Source organism: Achromobacter kerstersii, assembly GCF_902859595.1.
Classification (GTDB): domain Bacteria; phylum Pseudomonadota; class Gammaproteobacteria; order Burkholderiales; family Burkholderiaceae_B; genus Achromobacter; species Achromobacter kerstersii.
On record NZ_CADIJQ010000004.1, the window covers coordinates 355336 to 373021 of the forward strand.

At 65.4% G+C, this 17686-nt stretch carries 14 protein-coding genes; 10 read left to right on the forward strand and 4 right to left on the reverse strand.

Annotated features, from left to right (window positions below):
- Positions 1 to 71: 71 nt before the first annotated feature.
- The 8 genes from HV765_RS15345 to HV765_RS15380 all read left to right on the forward strand — a co-directional run bounded on the left by HV765_RS15345 (position 72) and on the right by HV765_RS15380 (position 9291).
- Positions 72 to 602: a GbsR/MarR family transcriptional regulator gene (locus HV765_RS15345; protein WP_175170225.1), complete on the forward strand. Its 531-nt coding sequence runs from the start codon at positions 72 to 74 to the stop codon at positions 600 to 602.
- Between the two features lie 162 nt (positions 603 to 764).
- Entirely contained in the window at positions 765 to 2021 is a 1257-nt protein-coding gene (locus tag HV765_RS15350; protein WP_175170226.1) for an SDR family oxidoreductase, read from the forward strand.
- The gene (locus HV765_RS15355) at positions 2018 to 2491 is read left to right on the forward strand and encodes a DUF2269 family protein (protein WP_175170227.1); all 474 of its coding nucleotides are present in this window, start codon (positions 2018 to 2020) and stop codon (positions 2489 to 2491) included. The genes HV765_RS15350 and HV765_RS15355 overlap by 4 nt, the downstream gene beginning before the upstream one ends.
- A gap of 152 nt (positions 2492 to 2643) precedes the next feature.
- The gene (locus HV765_RS15360; protein WP_175170228.1) at positions 2644 to 4089 is read left to right on the forward strand and encodes an amidase; all 1446 of its coding nucleotides are present in this window, start codon (positions 2644 to 2646) and stop codon (positions 4087 to 4089) included.
- A 67-nt stretch (positions 4090 to 4156) separates the two neighbouring features.
- Positions 4157 to 5761: an ABC transporter substrate-binding protein gene (locus HV765_RS15365; protein ID WP_175170229.1), complete on the forward strand. Its 1605-nt coding sequence runs from the start codon at positions 4157 to 4159 to the stop codon at positions 5759 to 5761.
- A gap of 6 nt (positions 5762 to 5767) precedes the next feature.
- Positions 5768 to 6709 (forward strand): ABC transporter permease, encoded by a 942-nt coding sequence (locus HV765_RS15370; RefSeq protein WP_054423042.1) that lies wholly within the window; start codon positions 5768 to 5770, stop codon positions 6707 to 6709.
- A 25-nt stretch (positions 6710 to 6734) separates the two neighbouring features.
- Positions 6735 to 7625 carry an ABC transporter permease gene (locus HV765_RS15375; RefSeq protein ID WP_082387052.1) on the forward strand — a complete coding sequence of 297 codons (891 nt, stop codon included), beginning with the start codon at positions 6735 to 6737 and terminating at the stop codon, positions 7623 to 7625.
- 4 nt (positions 7626 to 7629) lie between these two features.
- A complete protein-coding gene (locus tag HV765_RS15380; RefSeq protein WP_254600591.1) occupies positions 7630 to 9291 on the forward strand; it encodes an ABC transporter ATP-binding protein in 1662 nt (553 codons plus the stop codon).
- On the opposite strand, the gene HV765_RS15385 is transcribed toward HV765_RS15380, so the two are convergent.
- Positions 9288 to 10055: an AraC family transcriptional regulator gene (locus tag HV765_RS15385; RefSeq protein WP_054423349.1), complete on the reverse strand. Its 768-nt coding sequence runs from the start codon at positions 10053 to 10055 to the stop codon at positions 9288 to 9290. The two genes, HV765_RS15380 and HV765_RS15385, sit on opposite strands and share 4 nt — an antisense overlap.
- 224 nt (positions 10056 to 10279) lie before the next feature.
- On the opposite strand from HV765_RS15385, the gene HV765_RS15390 reads away from it, so the two are divergent.
- A complete protein-coding gene (locus HV765_RS15390) occupies positions 10280 to 11248 on the forward strand; it encodes a Bug family tripartite tricarboxylate transporter substrate binding protein (RefSeq protein WP_254600592.1) in 969 nt (322 codons plus the stop codon).
- A complete protein-coding gene (locus HV765_RS15395) occupies positions 11241 to 12119 on the forward strand; it encodes a PhzF family phenazine biosynthesis protein (RefSeq protein ID WP_175170230.1) in 879 nt (292 codons plus the stop codon). The genes HV765_RS15390 and HV765_RS15395 overlap by 8 nt, the downstream gene beginning before the upstream one ends.
- A gap of 67 nt (positions 12120 to 12186) precedes the next feature.
- Here the strand turns inward: HV765_RS15395 and HV765_RS15400 are convergent, their stop codons facing one another.
- The 3 genes from HV765_RS15400 to HV765_RS15410 all read right to left on the reverse strand — a co-directional run bounded on the left by HV765_RS15400 (position 12187) and on the right by HV765_RS15410 (position 17479).
- The gene (locus tag HV765_RS15400) at positions 12187 to 13491 is read right to left on the reverse strand and encodes a pyridoxal phosphate-dependent aminotransferase (protein ID WP_175170231.1); all 1305 of its coding nucleotides are present in this window, start codon (positions 13489 to 13491) and stop codon (positions 12187 to 12189) included.
- Positions 13492 to 13800: 309 nt separating this feature from the next.
- Positions 13801 to 16653, reverse strand: a complete 2853-nt coding sequence (locus HV765_RS15405) for a hybrid sensor histidine kinase/response regulator (RefSeq protein WP_175170232.1) — start codon at positions 16651 to 16653, stop codon at positions 13801 to 13803.
- Positions 16646 to 17479, reverse strand: coding sequence for a response regulator transcription factor (locus HV765_RS15410; protein ID WP_054423052.1), 834 nt, complete (start codon positions 17477 to 17479; stop codon positions 16646 to 16648). Before HV765_RS15410 ends, HV765_RS15405 begins: the two co-directional genes overlap by 8 nt.
- Positions 17480 to 17686: the final 207 nt, after the last annotated feature.

The window sequence follows — 17686 nt, forward strand, 5'->3', positions numbered from 1 at the left end:
CCGGGCAGCATAGTTGGTTTCTGTTATTTCTGTCTTGACAGAAATAACAGAAACCTCCTACAGTGGCTTCCATGACACTCACACCCATCGCCGAACGATTCATCCTGCACTGGGGCGAAATGGGTTCGCGCTGGGGCGTGAACCGCACGGTCGCCCAGATCCACGCCCTGCTCTATCTGCTGGGCCGTCCCGTTCCCGCTGAAGAAATTGCCGACACGCTGGGCGTTGCGCGCTCGAACGTCAGCAACAGCCTGAAGGAGTTGCAGGCCTGGCGGCTGGCGCGCGTGGTGCATGTAATGGAAGACCGGCGCGACCACTTTGAAACGTCGACCGATATCTGGGAGCTGTTCAAGCTGATCGTCGAAGGCCGCCGGCAACGCGAGATCGACCCCACGCTGACCATGCTGCGCGACAGCCTGGCCAGCCCCGAAATCGAAAACGAAAGCCGCGCCACCGAGCAACGCGTGCGCGAGACGCTGGAATTCCTGGAAATCCTGACGACGTGGTCGGACGAGATGCTACGCATGAAACCCGAAACCTTGATGAAGACGCTGGGCATGGGCGCGAAGATCAGCAAGACCATGCGGCGCGGCAAGGCCTAGCCACCCAGGGCGCGTGAAAAGCCGCGCCCTTTTTTTAATTCGCAATTTCTGTCTGTACAGAAATTGCAGAAACCGAAGAATCTTTGAATCCGCATTCTTCACCTGCATTCTTCACCTGCATTCATAACCGCCATGAACGGCTTACTCCAACGAGGCAACGGCATGAACATCCTGGTCTGCGGCGCCCGCGGTTTTGTAGGACGTGCCCTATGCGAGGCGTTGGCGCGCGACGGCCACCGCGTGCTGAAAGGCGTGCGCGTGCCAACCGGGCCGGACGAAATCGCCATCGACTACATGGCGGACACCGACCCGGCCGCCTGGACGGATCGGCTGCGCGGCATTCATGTGGTCATCAACGCCGTTGGCATCCTGATTGAAAGCGCCCACGCCACGTTTGACAACGTCCACCAGCGCGCGCCCATTGCCTTGTTCGATGCCGCCCAGCGCGCGGGCGTCCGGCACATCGTGCAACTGTCGGCGCTGGGCGCCGAGCATGGCGATACGCCCTACTTCCAAAGCAAGCGCGCCGCCGACGATTATTTGCAGTCGCTGCCCATCGCGCACCACATCCTGCGGCCGGCGCTGGTGTATGGCGTCGACGGCGCATCGGCGCGATTCTTCCGGGCGCTGTCAACAATGCCTATCCATCTGCTGCCCGGCGGCGGTCACCAGCGGCTCCGTCCGATCCATGTGAATGAACTGGCCGAGATCGTCGTCCGCTTGCTGCGTGGCGATGCTGATGGCCCTGCCGTGCTCGACTTGGTCGGCGGCACCGAGGTGGCGTTTCGCCAGATGCTGGCGGCGTACCGGGCATCCATGGGGTTCGCGCCCGCATCGCAGGTGCCCGTGCCAGCCTGGCTGGTGTCAACCGGCGCGGTGTTGCTGAACCGGCTTCCCGGCTCTTTGCTGACGCGCGACACCTGGCGAATGCTGCGCGCCGGCAACACCGCCGACGCCGCCACCACCACTCACGCATTGGGCCGCCCGCCCGCTGGCATTGAATCCTTCATCGCGCCTGCCGATGCGCTGGCGCTGCGCCACCAGGCGCTGGCGGCCTGGCGCCCCGGCCTGCTGCGCGGTGCGCTGGCGCTGATCTGGTTTTGGACGGCGATATGCAGCGTCTGGCTCTATCCCGTTGCGGGCAGCGTGAAGCTGCTGGAACCGGTCGGCCTGCATGGCGGCGCGGCGGTAGCGGCGTTGTATCTGGCGGCCGGGTTGGACTTCGCCTTCGGCGTGGCCACGCTCTGGTGGCCCGGCCGGCGCCTGTGGGCCGCGCAGCTGGCGCTGGTGCTGGGGTACTCGGCCGTGATCGCCGTGGCCTTGCCCGAATTCCTGTCGCACCCGTTCGGCCCGGTCCTGAAAAACGCCGCTGTCGTCGCGCTGCTCTTCATTCTGCTTACCGAGGAACCCAAGCCATGAACCCGTACCTGACCATCAAGACCCTGCACATTCTCTCGTCGGTGCTGCTCGTAGGCACGGGCTTTGGCACGGCGTTCTATCTGTTCTTCGCCAACCGCACCGGCAACATCCCGGCAATCAGCGCGGTGTCGAAACTGGTGGTGCGCGCCGACCTGTGGTTCACCACGCCCGCCGTCGTCATCCAGCCCTTGTCGGGGTTGTGGCTGGCGCACGCGGCCGGCTGGCAATGGAACACGCCGTGGATCTTGGCGTCGATTGCGCTGTATCTGCTGGCAGGCGTGTGCTGGCTGCCGGTGGTGTGGCTGCAATACGAAATGGCCAAGATGGCGGGCGCTGCGCACACGGCCGGCGATACGGCGCTGCCCGCACGCTACTGGCGCTTTGCGCGGTGGTGGGAAGGCCTGGGCTACCCGGCGTTTCTGGCGATGGTGGCCGTGTATTTCCTGATGGTGTTCAAGCCCGCGCTGTAGGTTTCAAAGGCCCCCCGAGTTTTCCCCAACGTCCTTGGGCATGTCGCATTTGGGACGGGCGCACTGTCGCATCCGGGTTTGGCCCCTGCCACATGCATCCCTAGACTTTGCATCTGCCGTGAACGACACAGGCAGCAAATACAAGGGGAAACATGCAAACCACCGACTACGAGCGCCTGGACGGCCTTGCGCTGGCCGACTTGCTCGAGCGCGGCGAGGCCACGTCCGCCGAGCTCATGGATTGCGCCATCGCATTGGCCGAAGCGCGCAATCCCACGCTTAACGCCATCACCTACCCGCGCTACGACGAATCGCGCCGCATCGCGGCCGACTGGACTCCACGCGGCCCGTTTCGCGGCATTCCCTTTCTGCTGAAGGACTCCGGCTTCGCCCACCAGCGGTTTCCGTCCAGCATTGGCTCGGCGTTGTTCAACGACACCACCTACGCGTATGCCGCCACCGTCGCCAACCGATTCGAAGCGGCGGGCTTCATCCCGTTTGCGCGCACGACCGTGCCGGAACTCTGCATGGCCGGCACCACCGAAGCCGTACGCAACGGCAGCGCCACGTTGAACCCTTGGGACCGCACCCGCTCGGCGGGTGGCTCCAGCGGTGGCGCGGCAGCGGCCGTAGCCGCGCGCATCGTACCGGTGGCGCACGGCAGCGACGGCGGCGGCTCCATCCGCATTCCGGCCGCCTGCTGCGGCGTGTTCGGATTGAAGGCCTCGCGGGGCCGCGTGCCGATGGGGCCAATGCGCGGCGAAGGATGGGCCGGCATGTCGACAGATGGCGTGCTAAGCATTTCCGTGCGCGACACGGCCGCAGCGCTGGATAGCATCGACGCCTACGAGCCCGGCGCGCCGTATGGCTCGCCGCCCAAGCCGCGTTCGTTCATCGATGCGGTACGCGAACAAGCCGTTCGGCCGCTGCGCGTGGGCATCCTGCGCAACGGCTGGAATGGCATCACGATTGCGCCAGAGTGCGACGCCGCCGTCACGCATACCGCAACGCTGCTTGAGCGCCTGGGGCACAAGGTGTTCGAAGCGCCCTTGCCCGTCATCGACTACGACGGCTTCGTCCATGCGCACGGCAGCATCCTGGCCAGCAACATCGTCGTGGCCGTGGACGCGCGCCTGAAGCTGCTTGGCCGCGCGTTGCGCGATGGCGATCTTGAACCCGTCATTCTCGACGGCTATCACGTCGGCAAGGGGCTCGACGCCGTGGCGTACATCGACGCGGTATCACGCCTGCATGCCGTGGGGCGCGCGTTTGCCGCCGCCATGGCTGACGTGGATGTGCTGCTGACGCCGACGCTGGCGCAGCTTCCCTGCAAGCTCGACTACCTGGCATTGAACACGTCCGACGGCCTGGGTTTTCGCGATTACCGGGCGCGTGCAGCAACGTATTCCACCTTTCTTCCCGTCATCAATGGCGCGGGATTGCCCGCCGCCAGCCTGCCGCTGTCGTGGACGGCCAACGGCTTGCCCGTCGCCACGCAGTTGATCGGCCATTTCGGGCGTGAAGACATCGTGCTTGAACTCTCGGCGCAGCTTGAGCGCCTGGCCCCGTGGGCCGCACGCAGACCGCAGTTCGGCTGATCGGCAAGGCTCGCCGCCGAGCCTTGCCCCGTTTCGCCTGATTCACCCTCACCTTGAAGGTATCGGTATGAAAAAATTGAATCCCGGCCTGGGACGCGTCCGCGCGCCCGCCGCGTTTGCCCCCGCCTTGTTTTGCGCCGCCGCACTGACGGCAACGCTTGCGCCCATCAGCACGCTGCACGCCGAAACGACCGCCAAGATCGTCATGCAGGCGCCCTTGCGCGTGATCGACCCCATCCTGACCAACGCCTACATCACCCGCAACCACGGCTACATGGTGTTCGACACGCTGTTCGCGCTGGACGCCAATGGCAAGCCGCAGCCGGAAATGGTGGAAAGCTGGCAGGAAAGCCCCGACCGGCTGACCGTCACGCTGACGTTGCGCCCAAACCTGAAGTTCCATGATGGCTCACCGGTCACGGGTGAAGACGTCGTGGCCTCGCTCAAGCGCTGGGCCGAACGCGATGTGCTGGGCCTGCGCCTGATGGCCGCCACCCGCAGCCTGGAAAGCCCCGATGCCACGACCATCGTGTTCCACCTCAAGCAGCCGTTCGGCATGCTGATCGACGCCTTGGCCAAGCCCGCGTCGCCCGTGCCGTTCATCATGCCCAAGCGCATCGCGTCCGTGCCGGTCTCGCAGACGATCACCGAAGTGATCGGCTCGGGTCCGTACAAGTTCGTGGCGGCGGACTTCCAGCCCGGCGTGAAAGCCACCTACGTGAAGTTCACGGACTATGTGCCGCGCAAGGAACCGGCAAGCGGATTCGCCGGCGCCAAGGTCGCCGTCGTTGACCGGCTGGAACTGGTCAACATCTCTGACTCGCAGACCGCCGTCAACGCGCTGCGCCGCGGCGAGATCGACTTTGTTGAAGACGTGCCGCCGGATCTTCTGCCGCAGCTGGCGGACGCGAAGGGCGTGGCGCTGAAGTCCTATGGCGACAGCACGAACATTTTCACGATGCGCATGAACTGGCTGCAACCGCCCTTTGACAACGTGAAGGTGCGCCGCGCCGTGCTCGCCGCCGTGTATCAAGGCGACTATCTTGCCGCGCAGATTGGCGACGAGAAGATGGTCAAGCTGTGCGGCGCGGTGTTGAGCTGCAATTCGCCCTACGCGTCAGAGGACGGCGCCACGCAAACCAAAGAGCCTGACCTGGCGCACGCCAAGGCGCTGTTGAAAGACAGCGGTTACGACGGCAGCAAGGTCGTGATTCTGCATCCGACCGACCTGCCCGTGCTGGCCAGCCTGGCGTCCGTGACCGCGCAAGCGTTAAAGACCATCGGCATGAACGTCGAAATCCAGTCCATGGACTGGGCGACCTTGTTGTCGCGCTATTCGAAGAAAGACCCGGTGGCAGAAGGCGGCTGGAGCATCTTCCAGACGGGTTTCACCAGCCTGGACCTGATGAACCCACTGACCAATCCCAACCTGGATGGGCGCGGCACGGCGGGTTATGTCGGCTGGTCCAAGAGCGAACAGATGGAAAAGCTGCGCGACCAATTTGCGGAAACGGACGACCCGGCCCGCAGAAAGGACATCGCCCTGCAAATTCAGAAGCTCAACTACGACCAGGTGTTCTTCATTCCGCTGGGCACGTATTCCAAGATGAAGGGCTACAACGCCGCCAAGCTGGGACGCATGACGGACGCGCAGATCCCGCTGTTCTGGTAGCACGCCATGATTGAACTCATCCTTAAGCGCCTGTTGGCGGCGATTCCGGTGATGCTCATCGTGGCCACGGTGGTGTTTCTGATGCTGCGCATGGCGCCGGGCGACCCTGCCCGCGTCATTGCGGGCGACATGGCAAGCGAAGCGTCCATCGCGCAAATCCGTACAGAGATGGGCCTGGACCAGTCCATCGGCACGCAATACCTGCGCTGGATGGGCGCGCTGGTGCAAGGGGATCTGGGCCATTCGATCCAATCCAAGCAGCCCGTCACCACGCTCATCAAGGCGCGGCTGGGCCCGACGTTCTCGCTGGCCGCGTGGGCCATCCTGCTGACCATCGCCACGGCGATACCGTTGGGGGTGCTGGCGGCATGGCGGCATCGGGGCCTGGCGGATCGCGGCATCATGGCTGGCGCGGTGCTGGCGTTTTCTGTGCCGGCGTTCGTCGTGGCGTACCTGTTGATTCTGGTGTTCTCGGTGAAGCTCAACTGGCTGCCGGTGCAGGGCTATTCGCCGCTTGCCGATGGCGTGGGCCGGTATGCGCAGCACCTGCTGCTGCCCACCGTAACGCTGGCGATGGTGTTTGTGGCGCTGATCACCCGCATCACGCGGGCCAGCCTGTTGGATGTGCTGGGCGAAGACTTTGTGCGCACGGCGCGGGCCAAGGGCGTCACCGAACGCTTTGTGCTGTTTCGCCATGCGTTGCGCAATGCCGCGATTCCCATCGTCACCATCGTGGGCGTGGCGCTGACCACGCTGATCAGCGGCGTGGTGGTCACCGAAACCATCTTCAACATCGCGGGCGTGGGCCGGCTGATCGTTGACTCGGTGCTGGCCCGTGACTACCCCGTGGTGCAGGGAACCATTCTGTTCTTCTCGTTCATCTACGTGTTCGTCAATCTGCTGATCGACATGGCCTACGTCGTGCTTGATCCCCGTATCCGCTACTGACCCGCGGACGATCCGGAGTTATCTGATGTCAACCTCTCCCGCCTCTGCCCTGCCCGCCGCGCCGCCGCCTTCGCGCTGGCGTCAAGCCGCAAGCGCCGTCATCCACGACCCCGTCATGCTCGGCTCGCTGCTGCTGCTGTTGCTGCTGGTGGCGCTCACCGTCGGCGCGCCGCTGCTGGCGTCTCATGACCCCGGCGCACTGACGCCGCGCGCACGCCTTCAGGGCTCGTCCGATGTGTATTGGCTGGGCACGGACTCGCTGGGCCGCGACCTGCTGTCGCGCGTGCTGTATGGCGGCCGCCTGTCGATCACGCTGGCGGCGCTGGTCAGCCTCATTGCGATTGTCGCGGGGCTCGTCATCGGCTTGGCTGCGGGCTATGTGCGGCGGCTGGACGCGCCCGTCATGCGGTTGATGGACGGCATCATGGCCATTCCCGGCCTGCTGCTGGCGGTGGCCATGGTGGCGCTGGGCGGCGCCAACATCGTCACGATGGTCATCGCCATTTCTATCCCCGAGATTCCGCGCGTGGCGCGGCTGGTGCGCAGCGTCGTGTTGTCGGTGCGTGAAGAACCTTACGTCGAAGCCTCGATCGGTTCCGGCACGCCCGCGCTCAAGGTGTTGTGGCGGCACATTCTGCCCAGCACCATCAACCCGCTGGTGGTGCAAGCCACCTTCGTCTGCGCCGCGGCCATCCTGACCGAAGCCGTGCTGGGCTTTCTTGGGCTGGGCTTTCCGCCCGAGATTCCCAGCCTGGGCAGCATCATTGCCGAAGGCCGCCCGTTCTTTCAGCGCGCGCCATGGATTGTGCTGGTGCCGGGCGTGTTCCTGGCCCTGCTGATCCTGGCCGTCAACATGTTCGGCGACGCGCTGCGCGACCGCCTTGACCCCCGTCTTTCACGCAAAACCAAGAGCTGACGCCATGAACCCAGCAACCCGGCCGCAAGCCATGCCGTCCGCCTCGCCCATCCTGGACATTCGCAGCCTGAAGGTGCGTCTGCCCGGTGGCGGTGACCGCCGCTATGCCGTGGACGACGTATCGTTCACCGTCCATGCACGTGAAATCGTCTGCATCGTGGGCGAATCCGGCTCGGGCAAATCCGTGACCTCCAGCGCCGTGATGGGCTTGTTGCCCAAGGGCGTGCTGACGCTGGAAAGCGGCCAGATCCTGCTGGCCGGCCGCGACATCACGCACGCCGGACGTGACGAATTGCAAAAGCTGCGCGGCAACCGCATGGCCATGATCTTCCAGGAGCCGATGACGGCGCTGAACCCGCTGATGCGCGTCGGCGACCAAATTGCAGAGGTGTTCGAGTTCCATGCGAAGGGGCTCAGCCGCGACGCCGTCGCCCGCCGCGTGCTGGACTTGCTCTCCGACGTGCGGCTGCCGCACCCCGAAAAGCTTCAGTATGCGTATCCGCATCAGTTGTCGGGCGGCCAGCGCCAACGCGTGATGATCGCGATGGCGCTCGTGATGGAGCCCGGCCTGATCATCGCCGATGAACCCACCACCGCGCTGGACGTGACTTCGCAGGCGCAGGTGCTGCGCTTGCTGAACGACCTGCGTGGCCGCCACGACAACGGCGTGCTGTTCATCACGCACGATTTCGACGTGGTGTCCGAAATTGCAGACCGGGTCATCGTGATGCAGGCAGGCCGCATCGTTGAACAAGGCGCGGCTGCCGATGTGCTGGAACGCCCCCAGCACCCCTACACGCAGCGCTTGCTGGCCGCGCGCCCCCGCGGAGATTTCCGCGCCCAGGCATTGCCCGCCTCCGACCCGCCCGTGCTGGAAGTGCGCGACCTGACGCTGCGCTTCGAAACCAAATCGATGTTCAAGTCGAAGCGCCGCCGCGTCGATGCGCTGGGCGGCGTGTCGCTGCAACTGGCGCGCGGCGAAACGTTGGGCATTGTGGGCGAATCGGGTTCCGGCAAGACCACGCTGGGCCGGTGCCTGGCCCGCTTCGCCACGCCGACCTCGGGTGAGATTTTCATTGACGGCAACGCCGTGGGAAAACTGGGCACGCGCGAGGCGCGCAGCTATCGCAAGCGCGTGCAGATGGTGTTCCAGGACCCGTTCCGTTCTTTCAACCCGCGCCGCAAGGTGGGCCGCACGCTGGCCGAAGGCCCGTTGAATTTTGGCGCGGACCCCAGGCAGGTTCATGCGCGCATGCTCGACATGCTGGCGCTGGTCAGCATGGATGCGAGTGCGCTGGATCGCTTTCCCCACGAGTTCTCGGGCGGGCAACGGCAGCGCTTGTCGATCGCGCGGGCGCTCATGATGGAACCGGAAATTCTGATTGCCGACGAAGCGGTCTCGGCCTTGGATGTGTCGGTGCAGGCGCAGATTCTGGACTTGCTTGAATCGATTCGCGAACGGCTGGGCGTGAGCATCCTGTTCATCACGCACGACCTGCGTGTGGCGGCGCGGCTATGCCATCGCATTGCGGTGATGCAGCGGGGCAAGGTGGTAGAGATTGGCGCGGCGCGGGATGTGTTCCTGCGGCCGTCGTGCGACTACACGCGCGAGCTCGTCGCATCCATTCCGGGCCACGCGTCCCCCCAGCCCGCCACGGCGGTTTAGGTTTCCACCGCGCGCAGCAGCCTGCCCAAGTGTCCGCTACTGGAAAATCCCAATTCGGCGCTGACTCTCGCAACCGGTTCGCCCATTGCGATCCGTTGCCGCGCGGCTTGCGCCAGCACCTTGCGGCGCAAGGCGATGGGCGATTGGCCATAGGCGTCCAGGCAGGCCCGCTGCAAAGTGCGAGTGGTGGCGCCCAGCGCGTTGGCGGATTCGGCGATGGCCGGCAAGGGTTGGCCCTCTTCCAGCCGGGCGCGCAACAGCTCCATCCATTGCCGCGCCAAGGGCAACGGCGCCTGCAACGCGCGGGTTTGGGCTTGTTGGCGGTGGCTGGCGTCAAGCTGGGCGATCAAGGCCTCGACCAGCATGGGCAGCGCCGACGCCGACAACGCGGGTTTCCACAGCGCATCCAGCATGGCCTGCGCCGCGCCGTCCAGCTGCAGGACGCCCCCCGCCTGACAAGCGCGCAACAGTTCCGGAGCCAGATAAAGTTCGCCGTGCTGCTGCGCGACGCTCTCGGCGCGCGTGCTGTGTTCGACGTGAGACGGCAGCAGCAGCGCCTGGCCACGAACCAGACGGCACCGGCGGCGCGCCCCTTCTTCATCTTGCCAAGCGCTATCCAGCGCGCCTGCGCGCGGCCACAGCAGCATGGCGCAGTCGTGCTCGTGCCAGTGAAAGGCGTAGCGCGGCTGGCGGCTGGCCGCCAGGGCGAAGCCAGTCTGGGCGATCAGATCCTGTTTGGAAGAAAGCGGGACGGAACGCGTCATGAGGGGCGTGCGGGGCGTGATGTTCGCCAGCGGGATTCCCGGCGGCGGCAAGAAATAGGCGTTTGGCCAGTATCCGCGCACGGCGGCTTTGACGCAAGCCCGCCGCCCGCGCCGCGTTCGGGCTGTCGCATGCGGGATCAGCCGCTGTCGCGTGGTGGTTCGCCGCCGGGCCGGCGGCTCCCTACGATCGGGTCATTCAATCCATTACATACAAGGGGAATTTCATGAATCGCGCATTGCCGTCTGCATTGCTATCCGCCGCCCTGCTGCTCTTGCCTGCCGCCCACGCGGGGGCCGAATCCGCGTGGCCTGACAAACCGATCACCCTTATCGTGCCCTTCCCCGCTGGCGGCGGAACGGATCTGGTGGTGCGGACGTTGCAACCGGCGCTGACGCGTCAACTGCAGCAGACCGTGATCATCCAGAACGCGGGCGGCGCGGGAGGCACGGTGGGTTCGGGCCAGGCCGCCCGCGCCAAGCCCGACGGCTACACCGCGCTGGCCGTCACAACCAGCACCACGGCGCTAAGCGCCAACCTGTACAAGAACCTGCCGTACCGCCCGGAGAAGGACTTCGACTACATCGGCTTCATCGGCACGTCGCCCTATGTGCTGGCGGCGCAGCCGGCGCTGAAGGCCAGCACGCTGCCCGCGCTGATCGATGCGCTGAAGGCACGCCGCAGCGGCACGTATGCATCGGTGGGCGCGGGCACCGTGTCGCATCTGCTGGGCGAGATGTTCAAGAAAGACAAGCAGCTGGACCTGACGCATGTGCCGTATCGCGGCGCGGCGCCCGCCTATACGGATTTGATCGGCGGCCAGGTCGACATCATGTTCGACAACCCCGTGGGCCTGGCGCCCTTCGTGCAGAGCGGCAAGCTGATTGCCGTGGCCACCACCCAGGCCACCCCCATCCTGCCGAACGTGCCGACCTTCGCCGCCCAGGGCATGCCGACGTATACGCAGTCGCTCTGGTATGGCCTGGCCTTTCCCAAAGGCACGCCGCCCGCCATCGTGCAAAAAATGAATCTTGCGCTGAACACCGTGCTGCGCGATCCGGCCATCGCCGCAGACCTGGCGGCCAAGGGCGTGGATGTGCGCCCCGACACGGCCGAGGCCTTGAGCCGCACCGTCTCTCACGACCTCGCCTTCTGGGGCGAGCTCATCACCACTACCGGAGTCCAGTTTGACTGACCTTCACCCCCCTCGCCCCCCTGCCCCGCCGCCTGCCGGCGAGGCGGCCTTGCTACGCGTGTTCGTTGACCCCGCCCAGGCGGCGCAAGGCGGCAACCCCGTGCCGCTAGTGCTTGACGCGGAAGGCATGGCGGCCAGCGACATGCAGGCGCTGGCGGCGCATCACGGCCATGAGTCATCGTTTGTGGTGCCGGCCGAGCGCGAAGGCCATTTGTGCCGGCTGCGCTTTTTCGTGCCGGGCCATGAAATGGAAATGTGCGGCCACGCCACCGTGGGCACGCTGTGGGCGCTGCGCCAATGGGGCTATTGGACGACGCCGTCTGCGCGCGTGCAGACGCTGAGCGGCAGCGTGGACATTGAATGGGACAGCGCCCGCGACCGCGCCTGGGTCTCGCAGCCCGCCGTCACCACGTCCGAACTGACGGCAGAGCAATACCGCGCGATTGCGGCGGTGCTGCGTATTGATCCCGATCTGCCGGGCCTGCACATGATCAACGCCAGCACCAGCCGCGTGAAGACGCTGATCCGGTTGCCCAGCGTGGCGGCGCTGAACGCCTTGGCGCCTGACTTCAGCGCGGTGCGTGAGGTATGCGAAGCCATCGAATCGACCGGCCTGTATCCCTACGCGCTGAGCGACGACGGCGCCAGCGCGCGGCAATTTCCCAAGGCATCCGGCTACCCCGAAGACGCCGCCACCGGCATCGCGGCAGCAGCTTTGTGGGGCTACTTGAACAAGACCGGCAGCGTGCCGGCGAGTGAGGTCTACACAGTGCGCCAGGGCGTGGCGATGGGGTCGCCCTCCGCCATCCAGCTGCGTGCGCGCGGCGACGCGCAGGGCTGTTGGCTAAGCGGCGTCACGCAGTGGATGTGAGGTAAACAAGAAGGGCGTCGAAGGGTAGCTGCTACCCCGCGACGCCCTTGCGTTGACGCAGTTTCCACTACGCCGTTTTCTTCGCCCGCTCAAGCTGCAAATCATCCGCGCTCTCGGCCGCCTCGGCCTCCACGGAGGCCAGCGACTTGTTGGCATGCTTGGCGCGGTAATCGGCCAGGAACTTGGCGATGCGGGCAACCGCCTCGCGCAAGTCCGTCTCGTGCGGCAGGAACACAATGCGGAAGTGATCCGGGCGCGACCAGTTAAAGCCCGTGCCTTGCACCAGCATCACCCGCGTCACTTCCAGCAGTTGCAGGAAGAATTGGCGGTCGTCCTCAATGGGATAGACCTCGGGGTCCAGCCGCGGGAACATGTACAGCGCGGCTTGCGGCTTGACGCAGGTCACCCCTGGAATGGCGGTGATCAGCTCGTAAGCCAGGTCACGCTGACGGCGCAGACGGCCGCCTTCGCACACCAGGTCATTGATGCTTTGGTAGCCGCCCAGCGCGGTCTGGATGGCCCACTGCCCCGGCACGTTGGCGCACAGACGCATGTTGGCCAGCATGTCCAGGCCTTCGATGTAGTCGCGGGCAGCGCGCTTGTCGCCCGAGACCACCAGCCAGCCGGCGCGGTAGCCGCAAGCGCGATAGCTCTTGGACAGCGAGTTGAAGGTCAGCGTCAGCACGTCGGTGGACAGGCTAGCCATCGCGGTGTGCGTGGCGTCGTCGTACAGGACCTTGTCGTAGACCTCGTCCGCCAGAATCACCAGCCCGTGCTCGCGCGCGATGGCGATGATTTCTTGCAGCACGTGATCGGGGTAGATCACGCCGGTCGGGTTGTTCGGGTTGATGACCACGATGCCCTTGGTGCGCGGCGTGATCTTGGCGCGGATGTCGTTCAGATCCGGAATCCAGCCGTTGGCCTCGTCGCACAGATAGTGCACGGGCGTGCCGCCCGACAGGCTCGTCACCGCCGTCCACAGCGGGTAGTCGGGCGCGGGCAGCAGCAGCTCATCGCCATCGTCCAGCAGCGCGTTGGTGGCCATCGCGATCAGGTCGGACGCGCCGTTGCCCAAATAGATGTCTTCCAGCGTCACGCCTTCCACGCCCTGCGCTTGGGTGTAGTGCATGACCGCCTTGCGCGCGGCGAAGATGCCCTTGCTGTCCGAATAACCCGCCGAGTTCGGCAGATTGCGGATCATGTCCTGCTGGACTTCCTCGGGGGCATCGAAACCAAACACGGCCAGATTGCCGATGTTCAGCTTGATGAGCTTCTGGCCTTCGTCCTCCATTTGCTTGGCCCGATCCATGATGGGGCCGCGAATGTCGTACAGGACGTGAGCCAGCTTGCTCGATTTGCTAATGGTCTTCATGAACGGAGTTCCGTGGAATGCGCGCGTATCCAGGTCGGGCGCATTGATCAATCAGGTGCTTGGTCGCCGGATGGATGCAAATAATACGCCCTCTGGCGGGCGCTTTGCTGCGGCGCACCCGGAACTCCGTCCCCGAAACCCGTTCTGTCGCCTTTTACCTGCCCTCGGGCACCTGCACCGGCAAGCCCCAGACCAGGTCTTCCGAGCCCTGCTTGCCCAGCGTCGTGGACTTTTGTGCAGTCAGACCGCAATTTATCTGTGCAGTCTGACTACGCGGGTAAATTGCAGTCTGAATGACGTCACCCTGGACTATTCCTGACCCGATGCCTCGCCCATCGTCTCGCACAGCTTGCGAATCGCGCCGATGTCGCCCTGTTTCGCCATGCGCCGCAGTTGTTCGCTGAAGTCCGTAAACGCCGGGTCGCGCGTCTGGAGCGCGCGCGCCCAGTCGATCAGGTCCGAAATAGCGCCGCTGTCCAGAAGCAATTGCACCTGCGCCAGCTCCGCGCCTGACAAATGCGGCGCTTGCAGCGTGGCCGGCTCGGCGTCGTTGCCCGATGGTTTGATCGCCAGATGCAACAGCTTGGCCAACACATGGCGCAGCTCGACCAGGCTGATGGGCTTGAGCAAGCTGGCGTCGTAGTCTTCACCGCCCAGGCCCAGCGTGTTGTGCGGCGTTGCCGACACCGCGACAACCGGCAGGTCCGGCCAGCGCGCGCGGGCGGCGGCAAGCACCGCCGAACCGTCGACGCCTTCCATGCGGTGGTCCGTCAGAATCAAGTCGGGCCGGCGGGCGTCGTCAGCCTGGATGCGCGCGACCATGCCCTGGCCATCGGCCTCGCTATGCACCTGAAAGCCCATGCTGGCCAGTTCTTCGACCAGGAACTCACGGATCTCTGGCGTATCTTCAGCCAGCCAAAGATGCATGCCCGCTCCATCCAGCGACGGCAAGACATGCGGCGCGGCGGCAATGTAGTGGTGCGAGATGCCGGACTCATCCATCTTCCTGACCGGTATCGTCACGCAGACAAACGTGCCCAGCCCCACGTGGCTTTCGACGCGGATATGGCCCTGCATGCGCAGCACCCATTGCTGGACGATGGGCAGCCCCAGCCCGACACCCGGCTGGTTATCCGCAGACGCCAGCCGCTGGAAGGGTTCGAAAATGCGCTGCTGGTCTTGCGGCGCTATGCCGCAGCCGGTGTCACGCACCGACAGCGCAAGCCGCCCCGAGGCCTCGCCCGCGGCGGGCGCGGTGTAGTCGGCCGTCAAGGTCAGGACGCCGCCGCGCGTGAACTTGGCGGCGTTGTCGATCAGGTTGGACAGCACCTGCCGCACGCGCTTGCCATCCATTTCCAACACGGCCGGCACCGACTCCGACACCCGCAGCACGAACTGGTTGTTTTGCCGGGCGGCGATCGGGGCGGATTCCTTGGCCACGGCATCCAGCAACGCGTGCACATATTCGGGCGACAAGCGCAGCGCCTGGCCGCCCGCGCCGGCCGCGTAGTCGATCAGATCATTGACCATGCCCAGCATGTGGTCGGCGCTGCGGCGAATGATCGCGCCGCGCGGCGCATCATCGCGGCCGCCTGCCTGGATCAGGTCTGCAAAACCGATGATCGACGTCAGCGGCGTGCGCAGGTCATGGCTGATGCGCGCCAGGAAGTCCTGGCGCACGCGGCCGGCTTCATCGGCCTGGATAAGCGCCGCCTGCAACGCCTTCGTGCGCTCGGTGACGGCCTGGTCCAGCCGCTGGTGTTCGCGTTCGCGCGCCTCGGTCAGTTCGCGCTGCACCGCCAGCTTTTCCTGGCGATGCTGGCGCGTGCGGCCATGCACCAGCACGGCCAGCATCAGCGAGACCGACAACAGATCCCAAGCCACCTCAGGCCCGCCTTCCCAGCGCCCGGGCAGCAGCCCATGGATGAAGGCCAGCCGCAGGAACAGGCAGGCGCAATACACCGCGAAGGACAGCAGGAAGATCCGCGCATTGGCATGCCCGCGCCGCCAGCCGTCGGCCATGGAAACAGGCCAGACCAAGCCCCACAGGAAAACCAGCCCGACCAACGCCTGCGCGCTGACGCGGTAATTGCCCACGGCCGCCCACACGGTGCCCGCAAGGCCCATGACGATCAGCGCGCCATACACCCAGCGCCAGAGCCGCACCCGATGCAAGTCGGCAAACAACATTACCGAGAAGCCAAACACGGTAGCGGCGAGCGTGCCCAGCACGCTGGGCGCGCGCAGCACCGCCTCGCCTCCGCCCGTGAGCACGTAGCGGTACAGCAAGCCTTGGAAAGAAATGCTGTAGAGAATTTCGGTAATGATGGCGGCGGCCAGCAGCAGGAACACCAGATCACGCTGAGCCACGCCCAGCACCCCGGTGTAGATGGCCACCATCAGCAGCGCGCCGATCAACAGCGCCAGGATCAGCGTGCCGCGCTGCGCCGCCCCCACGAACGCCCCCGGCGTCCACAAGGTGGGCTCCATGCTGATGGCCGAGCGGCTTTGCACCCGCACCAGCACCGTCATCCGCTCACCCGGGGTCAGCAGCAACGACGCCACGGACACGGATGACGGCACTTCACGCAAGGCGAGCGGCTCGCGGTTGCCGGCCAGCAAGACTTTGTACGGTTGCCGCTGACCGTCGGGATACAGATAGAACCGCACATCTTCCAGCCGGGGCACGCCGAACGACAGCCAGCGCTCCAGGAAGCCTTCGGTGGGATTCTGCACGTCCAGCTTCAGCCAGAACACCGATGCGGAAAAGCCTTGGTTCAGCCAGGCGGGGGTCACGGGTTGCCAGGGGCCGTCAAGCATCTGGCTGGCGTCCTGCTTACCGGTCTTGTCCTCGATACCCAGCAATTCATGGTTGAGGTGCAGCCTGCCGGTCACGGCGCTCAGGTCCACGGCGGGTTGCGCGGGTTGGGCGGGTTGGGCGGGTTGCGCGGATTGCGCGGGTTGCGCGGGTTGCGCGGGTTGCGCGGATTGCGCGGATTGCGCGGATTGCGTGGGTTGCACGGCTTCGGCCGCCTGCGCGGGCGCGGGCAGCAGCAGGCATGACAGGGCCAACAGCAATAACGGCAACGACCACAGCAACCGCAACGGCAACGGCAACGAAACCGGCAGCCAGCCCGGCAAGCCCAGGCGACGATCAGGCATGAGGATCAAATTCCTGGCGCAAGGCGGTCGGCGGCATGCCGAAGCGCTCGCGGAAAGCGGTGGAAAAATTGCCGCGGTTGCCATAGCCCACCGCTTGTGAAATGGCCTGAATATCCAGGCCCGTCTCGCACAGCAGCCGGCGCGCCTCGCGCATGCGCTCTTCCCGCAGGAACTCGAAGACAGTGGTGCCCGCGCAGCGCCGGAACGCCTGGTTCAGCCGCCGCGCGTTGGTGTTCAGCGCCTGGGCCAGCGCCATCAGTTCGGGCGTGTGGTCCAAGCGTTCGCGCAGCAGCTTGCGCGCGGCGCGAAACAGAACGCCGTCCAGCGTGGCCCCTGCCGCGGCGGCGGAGGTGCCGTCTTCGGCACTTGTCTCGGGCGCGGCCTGAGCCGGCGAAGACGCAGGCGTCGACGCCACCCGCAGATGAATCAGCAGGCGCAGGCGCACTTCCTCGAAATCGAACGGCTTGGCCACGTAATCGACCGCGCCCGCCGACAGCCCGGCCACCCGTTCGCTGGGCAAGGCTGCCGCGGTCAGGAAGATGATGGGAATGGCGCGCGTGGCCTGGTCGGCCTTCAGCAGACGGCAGGCGGCCAAGCCGTCGCAGACCGGCATGGTCACGTCCATCAGGATGATGTCCGGCTGCACCAGCTGCGCCTTGCGATAGCCGTCGTTGCCATCCTCGGCCACATAGACCCGGCAGTCCTGACTGGTCAAAAAATCCACCAGCAGCATGCGGTCTTCGGGGCGGTCCTCGACGACCAGCACGCGTAAACCGGCGAGCTGGCCCGGAGCCATCGGAAAGAAGGCGTCGTTCATGCCGCGCATTCTTTCATGCCGGCCGACGCTCGCGTGGGCAATAGGAGACAAAACCGAGGCCGCGGCTCGAATAATTTTCCTTGCGGCAAACCTACCTGGCATTCCAGCAAACCTCAGTAATGGAATATTTGCGTACTTACGATAATGTTTGTTACAGCGCGAAACTGGTTAGGTAACCACTTTTTCCGCACGGCTGTCGCGTTGCCGCCACAGCCT